Annotated in this window: 8 protein-coding genes; 4 read left to right on the forward strand and 4 right to left on the reverse strand. The window is 71.2% G+C overall.

Annotation, left to right across the window (positions count from 1 at the left end):
- Positions 1–110: 110 nt before the first annotated feature.
- Entirely contained in the window at positions 111–1130 is a 1020-nt protein-coding gene (locus OHS71_RS24185) for an aldo/keto reductase (RefSeq protein ID WP_328481441.1), read from the reverse strand.
- Positions 1131–1397: 267 nt separating this feature from the next.
- On the opposite strand from OHS71_RS24185, the gene OHS71_RS24190 reads away from it, so the two are divergent.
- On the forward strand, positions 1398–1994 hold the full coding sequence (locus tag OHS71_RS24190) for a TetR/AcrR family transcriptional regulator (protein WP_328481442.1): 597 nt from the start codon (positions 1398–1400) through the stop codon (positions 1992–1994).
- 138 nt (positions 1995–2132) lie between these two features.
- On the opposite strand, the gene OHS71_RS24195 is transcribed toward OHS71_RS24190, so the two are convergent.
- The 3 genes from OHS71_RS24195 to OHS71_RS24205 all read right to left on the reverse strand — a co-directional run bounded on the left by OHS71_RS24195 (position 2133) and on the right by OHS71_RS24205 (position 6044).
- Positions 2133–3743: a sodium/solute symporter gene (locus OHS71_RS24195; RefSeq protein WP_328481443.1), complete on the reverse strand. Its 1611-nt coding sequence runs from the start codon at positions 3741–3743 to the stop codon at positions 2133–2135.
- Positions 3740–4168, reverse strand: coding sequence for a DUF485 domain-containing protein (locus OHS71_RS24200; protein WP_328481444.1), 429 nt, complete (start codon positions 4166–4168; stop codon positions 3740–3742). The genes OHS71_RS24195 and OHS71_RS24200 overlap by 4 nt, the downstream gene beginning before the upstream one ends.
- 397 nt (positions 4169–4565) lie before the next feature.
- Positions 4566–6044 (reverse strand): MFS transporter, encoded by a 1479-nt coding sequence (locus OHS71_RS24205; RefSeq protein ID WP_443047173.1) that lies wholly within the window; start codon positions 6042–6044, stop codon positions 4566–4568.
- Between the two features lie 527 nt (positions 6045–6571).
- Here OHS71_RS24205 and OHS71_RS24210 point away from each other — a divergent pair.
- The 3 genes from OHS71_RS24210 (at position 6572) to mfd (ending at position 13976) form a co-directional block, all read left to right on the forward strand.
- The gene (locus tag OHS71_RS24210; RefSeq protein WP_328481446.1) at positions 6572–7360 is read left to right on the forward strand and encodes an ABC transporter ATP-binding protein; all 789 of its coding nucleotides are present in this window, start codon (positions 6572–6574) and stop codon (positions 7358–7360) included.
- A complete protein-coding gene (locus OHS71_RS24215) occupies positions 7357–9936 on the forward strand; it encodes an ABC transporter permease (RefSeq protein WP_328481447.1) in 2580 nt (859 codons plus the stop codon). The genes OHS71_RS24210 and OHS71_RS24215 overlap by 4 nt, the downstream gene beginning before the upstream one ends.
- 506 nt (positions 9937–10442) lie before the next feature.
- Positions 10443–13976: a transcription-repair coupling factor gene (gene mfd / locus OHS71_RS24220; protein ID WP_328481448.1), complete on the forward strand. Its 3534-nt coding sequence runs from the start codon at positions 10443–10445 to the stop codon at positions 13974–13976.
- The last annotated feature ends 124 nt before the right edge of the window (positions 13977–14100 follow it).

Raw genomic sequence — 14100 nt, forward strand, 5'->3', positions numbered from 1 at the left:
CAGGAGACGGACGCGTGCACCGAGCGGGTGAACGAGGCGGCATCGGGACCGGCCTCTGCGCGGTGACGGTCCAGCGGTCACCGAGTTCCGGGAGGGTCTGTCCGGGGCGGTCAGTGGCGTCGCAGTGACGGGTCCAGCAGCGCGGGGGGCGTGTCGAACTTCTCGTGCGGGGCCAGGTCGGTACCCGGGGCGACGACGGCGTCGATCGCGTCCAGCACGTCGGCGGAGAGCACGGTGTCCGCGGCGGCGAGCTGTGCGCGCAGGTGGTCCGGCGTGCGGGGGCCGATGAGCGCGCTGGTCACCGCCGGATGCGCGGTCACGAACCCGAGCGCGAGCTGGATCATGGTCAGGCCCGCCTCGTCGGCTGTGGCGGCGAGCTGTTCGACGGCGTCGAGCCTGGCCCGGTTGGACGGTACGGCGGTGTCGAACCGTTGCGGCATGAACGTCGAACGGCTGGTGGTGACGGGCCTGCCCTGGCGGACCGCGCCCGACAGCCAGCCCGAGGCCAGCGGGCTCCACGCCAGCACACCGAGCCCGTACTCCTCGGTCACGGGCAGGACGTGGGTCTCGATGCCGCGTTGCAGGATCGAGTAGCTGGGCTGCTCGGTGACGTAGCGGCTCAGACGGTGCTCGCGGGCGGCCCACTGGGCCTGCACGATGCGGTGGGCCGGGAAGGTCGACGAGCCGAAGTAGCGGATCTTTCCGGCGCGTTGCAGGTCGGTCAGGGCGGACAGGGTCTCCTCGTCGCCGGTGCTCGGGTCCCAGCGGTGGATCTGGTAGAGATCGACGTGGTCGACGCCGAGCCGGCGCAGGCTGTTGTCCAGTGCGGTGATCAGCCAGCGGCGCGAGCTGCCCCGGTGGTTGCGCTCGTCGCCCATCGGCATGCCCGCCTTCGTGGCCAGCACGATGTCGTCGCGCCGGCCGGCGACGGCCTTGCCGACCATCTCCTCGGACTCGCCGTCGCCGTACATGTCGGCGGTGTCGATGAGGTTGATCCCGCCCTCCAGGGCGGCGTCGACGAGGGCGGTGGCCTCGTCCTGCGTGGTGCGTCCGATGCTGCCGAAGTTCATGGCGCCGAGCGCGAGAGAGCTGACCTGTACACCGGTGCGGCCCAAGGTGCGGTACTGCATGAGTTTGTTCCTCCATGGCGAACGGGGGGTGGCGGTGTTGCCTTGTGGCGCGACGAGCCGCGTTGTCCGGCCTGGCGTGTCATGGCACGGCATGGCCGTCGGCCCGCCGGTCTGGCATGATGTCCAAACGGAACGTCGTCCCGTTTGAGAATACGGAACGTCGTCCCGTTTAGCAACGGGCGGACCGACGGCCGGGTGGCAGTGCGGGCAGGCAGCAGGCAGGCGGGTGGGCAGGCGGTGGCAAGGCCGAGCAGCGGAGGAGGCGCCATGAACGACGGCGACCAGGGCGCGGGGCCGGGGTCCGCGGCCCGGCCCAAGCGGGCGGACGCCCGGCGCAACAAGGAGACCCTGCTCGACGCGGCCGCCGCGGTCTTCGTGAGGGCGGGCGTGGAGGCGCCGGTGCGTGACATCGCGGCCGCGGCGGGCGTCGGGACGGCCACGATCTACCGGCACTTCCCGACCCGGGCGGACTTGATCATCGCGGTCTACCGGCACCAGGTGGACGCCTGCGCCGAGGCCGGCCCCGCCCTGCTCGCGGAGGGCCCGACCCCGCACGCCGCTCTCGGACGATGGATCGACCTCTTCGTCGATTTCCTGGTCACCAAGCACGGGCTCGCCGCCGTGCTCCAGTCCGACAACACGGGCTTCGAGGCGCTGCACACGTACTTCCTTGACCGCCTCGTGCCCGTGTGCACGCAACTGCTCGACGCCGCGACCGCCTCAGGCGAGATCCGGTCCGACCTCCAGGCCTACGAGCTCATGCGCGGCGTCGGCAACCTCTGCGTCGGCGCGGACAGCGATCCCCGCTACGATCCGCGCCGGCTGGTCGCACTTCTCGTGGCGGGGCTGGGCCGACCGCACTGACCTGCGCACTGACCTCCGTCGGCCGGCCCGCGCGGTCCGACGGCGCCGGCGCCGTTCACGTGCCGGTGTTCACCTGCCGAGGGTCGTCCGCCTCCGCTCGTACACCCCGCTCACTTGTCGCGGATCGCCCGCTCCCGCTCATTTCTCACCGCGCACCGCGCCCGCCAGGATCCGGCCCTCCACCGCTTCGTACTGGTGGCGTTGTTCCTCCGCCCTGTGGCGGCCCGAGACCACCGTGCCCAGCCAGCCGAGGGCGAAGCCGAGGGGGACGGTGACGATGCCCGTGGTGGTGAAGGGGAACCAGTTGAAGTCGGCCTCGGGGAAGGCGGAGACGGGCGAGCCCGAGACCAGGTTGGTGCCCGGCATGAGGAGCAGGACGGACAGGGTGCCGCCGATGAGGGTGGCGAGGAGCCCCGTGCGGGTGTAGCGCCGCCAGAAGAGGCTGTAGACGAGTGCGGGGGCGAGGGCCGAGGCGCCGAGGCAGAAGGACAGGGTGACCAGCGGCTGGAGGCTGCGGTGCTGGACCTGCGTGGCGAGCAGGATGGCCGGGACGCCGACGGCCAGCGCGGACAGCCGGGCCAGCAGCATCTCGCGGCGCGGGCTCATCTTCGGGTCGCGGGCGGCGAAGACGTCATGGGCGAGTGAGTTCGCGCAGGCCAGGATCATGCCGGCCACCGAGGCGAGCACGGTCAGGAAGATCGCCGTGGTGACGGCCGTGAAGAGAAGGGTCTCGGCCGTGGACACGTCGCGGCCGAAGGCGGCCCGGGAGCCCAGCAGATAGGCGGTGTTGCCCTGCGGGTCCGCCTGCGCGATCACCACGCGGCCGACGATCGCCGTCGCGCCGAAGCCGACTACCGTCATGACCAGCACGAACAGTGCGACGCCCGACACGGCCCAGGACATCGACCGGCGTACCTGACGGGCGCTGGAGGCGGTGTACATCCGCATGGTGATGTGCGGCAGACAGGCGCCGCCCAGCACGACCGACAGCTGCGCGGTGATCATGTCGACGCGGGGGAAGGGGCCGTCGGCGAACTCCAGCCCCGAGCGCAGGAACGCGTCGCCGACTCCGCTGCCCTCGGCGGCCGCGTCGAAGAGGGTGCCCGGGTTCCAGTCGAAGCGGTACAGGACGAGTACGGCGATGGCGGCGCCGGAGCCGAGCAGCATCACGATCTTCATCATCTGGATGAGGGCGGTGCCCTTCATGCCGCCGATCGCCGCGTAGCTGATCATCAGCACGCCCATGCAGACCACACAGCCCGTCTTCACCGAGGCGCCGGAGAACCCCAGGATGAAGGCGAGGAGCTGGCCGGTGCCGGCGAGCTGTACGAGCATCATCGGCAGCAGCGCGGCGAGCGTCACCGCGCACGCCGTGATGCGCACCGCGCGCCCCGGCATCCGGCGGGCCAGCGCGTCACCCATGGTGAACCGGCCGGCGTTGCGCAGCGGTTCGGCCAGCAGGAACATCAGCAGCATCAGGGAGAGCGCGGTGCTGAGGGCGAGGACGACACCGTCGTAGCCGCACAGGGCGATCACGCCGCCGGTGCCGAGGACGGTGGCCGCCGAGATGTAGTCCCCCGCGATGGCCAGGCCGTTGCGCAGCGGGGAGAGGGAACGGTAGCCGGTGTAGAACTCGTCGAGGTCGTCGCGGTCGGGACCGGTCATCACGCACAGCAGCAGCGTGATCGTGGCGATCGCGGTGAACGCCACGAGGGACATCGTCTGCGCGTCGTCGCTGAACTCCGTCATCGTCCGGCCTCCTTGGGGCGGCTCCCGCGCGCGTCGCGCTTCGCGTCGATCTCGTAGAGCTTGCGGATGCGGTCCGCGAGGGGGTCCACATGACGGCGGGCGGTCCGCTCGTACAGGGCGATGGCCAGCAGGGTGACCGGGAGCTGGATCAGGGCGAGCAGCAGTCCCGCGGGGAGGCCGGCGGCGACCCTGCCGGTCATCAGCGACGGCGCGAACGCCGAGAGGACCAGGAAGACGACGAAGTAGCCGAGCGCGGTGAGCGTGGCCACCCGGCGCTGGCGGCGGTAGGCGCCGCGCAGGACCCGCAGGTCGCTGTGGCGGCCCAGCGGAGTGTGGTCGGCCGGCCGGCGCCGGGGCGGCTCGGGCGGCCGGGGCGGCGGCTGCCATGGGTAGGTGGGGCCAGGGCGTGACGGGTCGTGGGACATCCCGTGCTCCTTGCGTGGCTCGGATCCGTGGCGGCGGACCGCAGGGAGTGGGGGGTGGTGCGGTGGTGCGAGGGACGCACGTTACTTGGGAGTACGGCGACTGCGAAGGGTTTTCACCAAACTGAGTGGTCGGTATGCGCTTACTGCCCGAAATACCTCCTGACCTGGGGTGTTACCCGCGTTAACCGCACGGTCGTGCGGCTTTCCGGGTGAATCGAACAGTCGAGGACGACCCGTGCCTGTCCGTCTCCTCGCCTCTCCATCTCTCCGCGGGTCCGGCCCATCAGGCCCATCAGGGCCGTCAGGCCGTCAGGCCGTCGGTGCGGCCTCCCGGTAGCCCGGTAGCCGGGTAGCCCGGCGGTCCGGTGGCCCGGCGATCCCCGCAGAGCGCCGCCCGTCATTCCGTCAGGACGGGAAAGCGGCGCGGGGCCACGCACAGCAGGACCAGGAAGGCGAGTGCGGCCGCGCAGGCCGCGCCCAGGTAGACGGCGTGCACGGCGCTCGCGATGGCGTGCCGGGTCGCGTCGGGCGCGGTGCCGGCGTCCAGGGCGCGGGTGACGGAGTCCAGGTCGCCCGCGCCGCCCAGCCGCGCCGCCAGTACGCCGTTGGCGACCGCGCCGAACACCGACGCGCCGATCGTCTGCCCGGTCTGGCGGCAGAACAGCACGGACGCGGTCGTGGTGCCCCGCTCGGACCAGCCCACCGTCGACTGCACGCCGACCAGCAGCGGGAGTTGGAAGAGGCCCAGCGCCGCGCCGAGCAGCAGCATCAGCAGGGCCGGCTGCCAGGCCGCGCCGGGGTACGGCAGGAGCGGGAACGCGAGCAGGATCAGAGTCGCCGTGCCGATGCCGAGCAGCGCGGTGTCACGGAAGCCGATGCGCCGGTAGACGTGCTGGCTGAGAGCGGCGGAGAGCGGCCAGCTCAGCGTCCAGACGGAGAGTACGAATCCGGCGGTCACCGGCTCCAGACCCAGCACCGACTGGGCGTAGGTCGGCAGGAACACCGTCGGGGCCACCATCAGCAGGCCCAGCGCGCCCAGCGCGAGGTTGACCGCGGCGATCGTCCGGCGGCGCCACACCCAGCCGGGGATGATCGGGTCCGCCGCCCGGCGTTCGACGACGACCACGAGTCCCGCCAGCGCCAGCCCGGCGGCGAACAGGGCGAGCGACGGCCCCGACAGCCAGGGCCACGCGACCCCGCCCTGCACCAGCGCGACCAGCAGCACCCCGCCGCACGCGAACACCGCCAGCGCGCCCGCCCAGTCGACACGCGCGCGTGGACGCGAGCCGGTACGCGCGCGTGTAGGCGGTCCGGTACGCGCGCGTGGACGCGGGTTCCGGCCGGGCGGCGACTCGCGCCGAGGCTCGTGCAGGTGACGGACGATCAGCCACAACGCCACCGCTCCGATCGGCAGGTTGACGAGGAAGATCCAGCGCCAGTCCGCGTAGGCGGCCAGGAGCCCGCCCAGGCCGGGTCCCGCCACCGCTGAGACCGCCCACACCGTGGACAGCTTCGACTGGATCTTCGGTCGCTCCTTCAGCGGGTACAGATCCGCGGCGAGCGTCTGCACCGTGCCCTGCAACGCCCCGCCGCCGAGGCCCTGCACGACCCGGAACGCGATCAGCGCCCCCATGTTCCAGGCCAGGGCACACAGCAGCGAGCCGAGCAGGAAGAGGGCCGCCCCGGCCACCAGCACCGGCTTGCGGCCGAAGGTGTCGGACAGCTTGCCGTAGACGGGCAGGGTGACCGTCACGGCGAGCAGATAGCCGGAGAACAGCCAGGAGAAGACGGAGAACCCGCCCAGATCGCCGACGATCTGCGGGACGGCCGTGGAGACGACGGTGGAGTCGAGGGCGGCCAGCGCCATGGACAGCATGAGGGCGGCGACGACCGCTCCCCGTCGGTGCGGTGCCGCGGCCTGCGCGGCCTCGCGTGTCACCGGCTGGACGTCCCCCACCTGATGCCCTCCCGGTAGCTCCCGTGCCCCTTGCACCCATCTGCCGGAAGTCAGCTTCCCACTTGTCCCTCACGTCGCGGGAGGGTGAAGCATGACCGGGCCGACGGGGACCGGAGGAGGGCCGGAGGGTGGAGACGACCCCGAAGGACACTCCACCTGGCGGTGGACGGCCCCTAGGGGTATCTCCGTACTACGGCTGGGGGAGGGTTCGTTCGGTCGGAGGAGGAGAAGGGCCGGGTCCCGTCCTTAACCTGGCTTTATGCCGCTGGGGGGCGGCAGGCACCACGTCCGGGGGGTGGGGTTAACCCCCCGGGAAGACGGGCCCGAGCACCAGCGCGCGGGACCCCCTCCCGCCGACAGACTCTTCGACGTAGCGCCTCACACCACGCATCACCCGTCCGGTGCGCTACCCATCCGATTCTGATATCTGACATAGGAGATTTACCGTGACTTCGGCTGTGACCATTCCCAGGCACGGGGGCACTGGAGGGCGTACGGCCGTAGCCGCGCGGGCGCGGCAGGTCGTCAAGGCGTACGGGTCCGGTGAGACCCGGGTCGTCGCCCTCGACCACGTCGACGTGGACATCGCCCGCGGCCAGTTCACCGCGATCATGGGCCCCTCGGGGTCCGGCAAGTCCACCCTGATGCACTGCCTCGCCGGTCTCGACACCGTCTCGTCCGGCCAGATCTACCTGGACGAGACCGAGATCACCGGGCTCAAGGACAAGAAGCTCACGAAGCTGCGCCGGGACCGGATCGGGTTCATCTTCCAGGCGTTCAACCTGCTGCCCACGCTGAACGCGATCGAGAACATCACGCTGCCGATGGACATCGCCGGCCGCAAGCCGGACAAGGCGTGGCTGGACCAGGTCGTGGAGACCGTCGGTCTCGCCGACCGCCTCAGGCACCGGCCCACCCAGCTCTCCGGCGGTCAGCAGCAGCGCGTCGCCGTGGCCCGCGCCCTCGCCGCCCGCCCGGAGATCATCTTCGGGGACGAGCCGACCGGAAACCTCGACTCACGCGCGGGTGCCGAGGTCCTGGGCTTCCTGCGCCGCTCGGTGGACGACCTGGGCCAGACCATCGTGATGGTCACGCACGACCCGGTGGCCGCCTCGTACGCGGACCGGGTGCTGTATCTCGCGGACGGCCGGATCGTCGACGAGATGTTCAAGCCCACCGCCGAGACCGTCCTCGACCGGATGAAGGACTTCGACGCGCGGGGGCGTACGTCATGACCGTCATGAAGACCTCGATGCGCAACTTCTACGCGCACAAGGGACGGATGGCCCTGTCGGCCGTGGCGGTCCTGCTGTCGGTGGCGTTCGTCTGCGGGACGCTCGTCTTCACCGACACGATGAACACGACCTTCGACAAGCTGTTCGCCGCCACCTCCTCCGATGTGACGGTGAGCGCGAAGGGCGCCTCGGACACCGGCGAGACGACCTCCGACAACGGAAAGCCGCCGGTCATGCCGGCCTCCGTGCTCGGTGCGGTCCGCAAGGCGGACGGGGTGAAGTCGGCGGAGGGGACCGTCTTCTCGACCTCCGTGACCGTCGTCGACGCCGACAAGGACAGCCTGTCGCCCTCCAGCGGCGCCCCCACCATCGTCGGCAACTGGAACGCCAACGAAGCCCGCACCATGAAGATCACCGACGGTGCGGCGCCCCAGGGCTCCGACCAGGTCATGGTCGACGAGGACACCGCCGACAAGCACCACCTGAAGCTCGGCGAGGAGATCGGCGTCATCAGCGCGGTCGGCACGCACACCGCGAAGATCTCCGGCATCGCCGCCTTCCAGGTCACCAACCCCGGCGCGGCGATCTTCTACCTGGACACCGCGACCGCCCAGAAGGCACTGGTCGGCGAGTCGAACGTCTACACCAACGTCAACGTCACGGCCGCATCCGGAGTCAGCGACGCCCAGCTACAGAAGAACGTGGCGGCCGCGATCGGCGCCGACTACAAGGTGCAGACGGCCAAGGAGACCGCGGACGCCAACCGGCAGGACGTCGGGAGCTTCCTGGACGTGATGAAGTACGCGATGCTCGGCTTCGCCGGGATCGCCTTCCTCGTCGGCATCTTCCTCATCATCAACACCTTCTCCATGCTGGTCGCGCAGCGCACCCGTGAGATCGGTCTGATGCGGGCCATCGGCTCCAGCCGCAAGCAGGTCAACCGGTCGGTGCTCGCCGAGGCCCTGCTGCTGGGCGTGGTCGGCTCGCTCCTCGGTGTCGGCGCGGGCGTCGGTATCGCGGTCGGCCTGATGAAGCTCATGGGCATGACCGGCATGAACCTGTCCACGGACGACCTGACGGTCGCCTGGACGACCCCGGTGGTCGGCATGGTCCTCGGCGTCGTCGTCACGGTGCTGGCGGCCTACCTCCCGGCTCGCCGCGCCGGCAAGGTCTCCCCGATGGCCGCCCTGCGCGACGCGGGCGCCCCGGCCGACGCCAAGGCCGGCGTCGTACGGGCCGTCATCGGACTGCTCCTCACCGGCGCGGGCGGCGCGGGACTCTACCTCGCCTCCGCCGCGGACAAGGCCGCGGAGGGCTCGCTCTGGCTGGGCCTGGGCGTGGTGCTGAGCCTCATCGGCTTCGTCGTGATCGGCCCGCTGCTGGCGGGCGCGGTCGTCCGGGTGCTGGGCGCGGTCGTGCTGCGGGCGTTCGGTCCGGTCGGACGGATGGCGGAGCGCAACGCGCTGCGCAACCCGCGCCGTACCGGCGCCACGGGCGCGGCGCTGATGATCGGCCTCGCGCTGGTCGCCTGTCTGTCGGTGGTCGGCTCCTCCATGGTCGCCTCCGCCACCGAGGAGCTCGACAAAAGCGTCGGCACGGACTTCATCATCCAGAGCGACAGCGGTCAGCGCATGACCCCGCAGGCGGTGCAGGCCATCAAGGCCGTCCCGGGCCTGGAGCGGGTCACCGAGTACAAGTGGACCGAGGCCGACTTCACCACCCCCGACGGCAAGACCCTCGACGAGACGGCGATCACGGCGGCCGACCCGACCTACGCGAGCGACCTGCGCGTCGAGACCGTCTCCGGCAAGCTCGCCGACGCCTACCGCCCCGACTCGATGTCCGTGCACGAGGAGTTCGCGAAGGACCACAAGATCACCCTCGGCTCGAAGATCTCCGTCGCCTTCAAGGACGGTTCCACGGCCCGGCTGACGGTCCGCGCGATCACCAGCAGCGACGCCGTCATCGACAAGGGCGCGATGTACACCTCCATCGACACCCTGAAGAAGTACGTCCCGGCCGGCAAGCTGCCGCTGGACCAGCTGGTCTTCGCCACGGCGAAGGACGGGCAGCAGGACGCCGCGTACACCTCCCTCAAGTCCGCGCTGCACGACTACCCGCAGTACAGCGTCCGCGACCAGACCGACTACAAGCAGGAGCTGAAGGACCAGATCGGGCAGCTGCTGAACCTGATCTACGGCCTGCTCGCCCTCGCGATCATCGTCGCCGTCCTCGGCGTGGTGAACACCCTCGCCCTGTCGGTGGTGGAGCGCACCAGGGAGATCGGCCTGATGCGTGCGATCGGCCTCTCCCGCCGCCAGCTGCGCCGCATGATCCGCATGGAGTCGGTCGTCATCGCCCTCTTCGGCGCCCTGCTCGGCCTCGGCCTGGGGATGGGCTGGGGCGCCACCGCCCAGCAGCTCCTCGCCCTCCAGGGTCTGAACGTCCTCGAGATCCCGTGGCCGACGATCATCGGCGTGTTCATCGGCTCCGCGTTCGTGGGTCTGTTCGCCGCACTGATCCCGGCGTTCCGCGCGGGCCGCATGAACGTCCTGAACGCGATCGCGACGGAGTAGCACCGCAGGACCGACGGGGGAACACGGCCCGGCATCGAGGAGGACGGGGGTCTTCTCGATGCCGGGCCCTTTCGTGCTCCCGAACCGTCCGGAGGCGCCCTCTCCGGGGTAGGGAGCCGGAGGGCGATGCCCTTTCGGGGCGACAACGGGGACCTGGCCGCGACGGGGGCCTGGCCGCAGCGGGGATCCGGCAGCAACGGGGGCCCGGCGCGAGCGGGGGTTCCCGGGGCGGTGGCCCCGGGGGACGGTGGGGGTCCTCCGTCCCTCGCCGTGAGCGAAGCCCGCGAGTGGGGAGGGGGCGGGGCGGTGGGGGCGAGGCACCCGTGGGCGCGGGCCCCGTCCACCCCGGGTGTTGTCCACAGCCCCGGCGAACGTCACCGCCCCGACGTACTCTGGACACCCCCGGCCCGTGAGACGCGTCGGGCCCTTCGCGTTGCCCACCCCGGACCCCGGTACGCCCGCCCAGGACGCACCCCGGCCCCTCGGACGGAAAGCCCAAGCCCTCCATGAGTCTGCACGGTCTGCTCGACGCCGTCGTCAAGGACACCGCCCTCGCGGAAGCGATCCCCGCGGCCGCCGACGGCAACCGCATGCACATCGACCTGGTCGGCCCCCCGGCGGCCCGCCCCTTCGCCATCGCGGCCCTCGCCCGGGAGACCAACCGCACGGTCCTCGCGGTGACCGCCACCGGCCGCGAGGCCGAGGACCTGGCCGCCGCGCTGCGCTCGCTGCTCCCACCGGACGGGGTGGTGGAGTACCCCTCCTGGGAGACGCTCCCGCACGAGCGCCTCAGCCCGCGCAGCGACACCGTCGGCCGCCGCCTCGCCGTGCTGCGCCGGCTGGCCCACCCGCGCCCGGACGACCCGGAGACCGGCCCGGTGTCGGTCGTCGTGGCACCCGTCCGTTCGGTACTCCAACCGCAGGTCAAGGGCCTGAGCGACCTGGAACCGGTCGCTCTGAGCACCGGCACGACGGCCGACCTGAACGAGATCGTCGAAGCCCTCGCCGCAGCCGCCTACGCGCGCGTGGAGCTCGTCGAGAAGCGCGGCGAGTTCGCCGTGCGCGGCGGCATCCTGGACGTGTTCCCGCCCACCGAGGAACACCCCCTGCGCGTCGAGTTCTGGGGCGACGACGTGGAGGAGATCCGCTACTTCAAGGTCGCCGACCAGCGCTCCCTGGAGGTCGCCGAACACGGCCTGTGGGCCCCGCCCTGCCGCGAACTCCTCCTCACCAACGACGTCCGCACGCGCGCGCGTGCCCTCGCCGAGCAGCACCCGGAGCTGGGCGAACTGCTCGGCAGGATTGCCGAGGGCATCGCGGTGGAGGGCATGGAGTCCCTCGCCCCGGTGCTGGTCGACGACATGGAACTGCTGATCGACGTGCTGCCCAAGGGTGCGATGGCCGTCGTCTGCGACCCCGAGCGGGTACGCACGCGTGCCGCCGACCTCGTGGCGACGTCCCAGGAGTTCCTCCAGGCGTCCTGGGCGGCCACCGCCGGCGGCGGGGAGGCGCCCATCGACGTCGACGCGGCCTCCCTGTGGTCCATCGCGGACGTCCGCGACCACGCGCGCGAGCTGGACATGATGTGGTGGTCGGTGTCGCCGTTCGCGGCCGACCTGGAGCTGGAGGCGGACACCCTCCAGCTCGGCATGCACGCCCCCGAGACGTACCGGGGCGACACCGCGAAGGCGCTGGCCGACACCAAGGGCTGGCTCGCGGACGGCTGGCGCGTCGCCTTCGTCACCGAGGCGCACGGCCCGGCGGCCCGCACGGTCGAGGTGCTCGGCGGGGAGGGCGTCGCGGCCCGTCTGGACTCCGACCTGACCGAGCTGAGCCCCTCCGTCGTCCACGTCTCCTGCGGCTCGATCGACTACGGCTTCGTCGACCACGCGCTGCGCCTCGCCGTCCTCACGGAGACCGACCTGTCCGGCCAGAAGGCGGCCGGCAAGGACGGTGCCCGCATGCCCGCGCGCCGCCGCAAGACCATCGACCCGCTCACCCTGGAGGCGGGCGACTACATCGTCCACGAGCAGCACGGCGTGGGCCGCTACATCGAGATGGCGCAGCGTACGGTCCAGGGCGCCACGCGCGAGTACCTGGTCGTGGAGTACGCGCCCGCCAAGCGCGGACAGCCCGGCGACCGCCTCTACATCCCCACCGACCAACTGGAGCAGATCACCAAGTACGTCGGCGGCGAGGCCCCCACGCTGCACCGGCTCGGCGGCGCAGACTGGACGAAGACGAAGGCACGCGCGAAGAAGGCGGTCAAGGAGATCGCCGCCGACCTGATCAAGCTGTACAGCGCCCGGATGGCGGCCCCCGGCCACGCCTTCGGCGCGGACACCCCCTGGCAGCGCGAACTGGAGGACGCCTTCCCCTACGCGGAGACGCCCGACCAGCTCACCACCATCGCCGAGGTCAAGGACGACATGGAGAAGACGGTCCCGATGGACCGCCTGATCTGCGGAGACGTCGGCTACGGCAAGACGGAGATCGCGGTCCGCGCCGCCTTCAAAGCCGTCCAGGACGGCAAGCAGGTCGCCGTTCTCGTGCCCACGACCCTCCTCGTGCAGCAGCACTTCGGCACGTTCAGCGAGCGGTACGCGCAGTTCCCGGTGAAGGTCAGGGCGCTGTCCCGCTTCCAGACGGACACGGAGGCGAAGGCCACCCTGGAGGGGCTCCGCGAGGGCGCGGTGGACATCGTCATCGGCACCCACCGGCTGTTCTCCTCCGAGACGAAGTTCAAGGACCTGGGCCTGGTCATCGTCGACGAGGAGCAGCGTTTCGGCGTCGAGCACAAGGAGCAGCTGAAGAAGCTCCGCGCCAATGTCGACGTGCTGACGATGTCGGCGACCCCGATCCCCAGGACCCTGGAGATGGCGGTGACGGGCATCCGAGAGATGTCGACGATCACCACGCCCCCGGAGGAGCGCCACCCGGTGCTCACCTTCGTCGGCCCCTATGAGCAGAAGCAGATCGGCGCGGCCATTCGCCGCGAGCTGCTGCGCGAGGGCCAGGTCTTCTACATCCACAACCGGGTCGAGTCGATCGACCGCGCGGCGGCGCGCCTGCGCGAGATCGTGCCCGAGGCGCGAATCGCCACCGCTCACGGCCAGATGTCGGAGACGGCGCTGGAGCAGGTCGTCGTCGACTTCTGGGAGAAGCGGTTCGACGTGCTCGTCTCGACGACGATCGTCGAGTCCGGCATCGACATCTCCAACGCGAACACGCTGATCGTGGAGCGGGGAGACACCTTCGGCCTGTCCCAGCTGCACCAGCTGCGCGGCCGGGTGGGCCGGGGCAGGGAACGCGGCTACGCGTACTTCCTGTACCCCCCGGAGAAGCCCCTCACGGAGACCGCCCACGAGCGGCTCGCCACGATCGCCCAGCACACCGAGATGGGCGCGGGCATGTACGTGGCGATGAAGGACCTGGAGATCCGGGGCGCCGGCAACCTGCTCGGCGGCGAACAGTCCGGCCACATCGCGGGCGTCGGCTTCGACCTGTACATCCGTATGGTCGGCGAGGCCGTCGCGGACTACCGGCGCCAGCTGGAGTTCGGCGCGATCGAGGAGGAGCCGCCGCTCGAGGTCAAGATCGAGCTGCCCGTCGACGCGCACGTCCCGCACGACTACGCGCCCGGCGAGCGGCTGCGCCTCCAGGCCTACCGGGCCATCGCCTCCGCCAACTCCGAGGACGACGTCAAGGCCGTCCGCGAGGAACTCGTCGACCGTTACGGCAAGTTGCCGGAACCGGTGGAGAACCTGCTGCTCGTGGCGGGGCTGCGGATGCTGGCACGCGCGTGTGGCGTCGGGGAGATCGTGCTCCAGGGCGCCAACATCCGGTTCGCGCCGGTGGAGTTGCGCGAGTCGCAGGAGCTGCGGCTGAAGCGGCTGTACCCCGGGTCGGTCATCAAGGCGGCCGCGCACCAGGTCCTCGTACCCCGCCCGAAGACCGCGAAGGTCGGCGGCAAGCCGCTGGTCGGGCGGGAACTGCTGGCCTGGGTGGGCGAGTTCCTGGCGACGGTGCTGGGGTCGTAGAGCCCTACGGTCGCAGGTCCCGACGGTCGTTGCGCTCTACGGTCGTTGGGCTCTGGGCTCGCAGGTCCCGACGGTCGTTGGGCTCCACGGGCGTAGGACGCGGTCGTCCTCGGGCCACCGGTCG

This window comes from Streptomyces sp. NBC_00377 (assembly GCF_036075115.1).
Classification (GTDB): Bacteria; Actinomycetota; Actinomycetes; order Streptomycetales; family Streptomycetaceae; genus Streptomyces.

Bases quoted from the DNA above. Each gene is read 5' to 3' on its own strand.
- OHS71_RS24185 (WP_328481441.1), bottom strand. From the start codon at position 1,130: ATGCAGTACCGCACCTTGGGCCGCACCGGTGTACAGGTCAGCTCTCTC.
- OHS71_RS24190 (WP_328481442.1), top strand. From the start codon at position 1,398: ATGAACGACGGCGACCAGGGCGCGGGGCCGGGGTCCGCGGCCCGGCCC.
- OHS71_RS24195 (WP_328481443.1), bottom strand. From the start codon at position 3,743: ATGACGGAGTTCAGCGACGACGCGCAGACGATGTCCCTCGTGGCGTTC.
- OHS71_RS24200 (WP_328481444.1), bottom strand. From the start codon at position 4,168: ATGTCCCACGACCCGTCACGCCCTGGCCCCACCTACCCATGGCAGCCG.
- OHS71_RS24205 (WP_443047173.1), bottom strand. From the start codon at position 6,044: ATGCTGTCCATGGCGCTGGCCGCCCTCGACTCCACCGTCGTCTCCACG.
- OHS71_RS24215 (WP_328481447.1), top strand. From the start codon at position 7,357: ATGACCGTCATGAAGACCTCGATGCGCAACTTCTACGCGCACAAGGGA.
- mfd (WP_328481448.1), top strand. From the start codon at position 10,443: ATGAGTCTGCACGGTCTGCTCGACGCCGTCGTCAAGGACACCGCCCTC.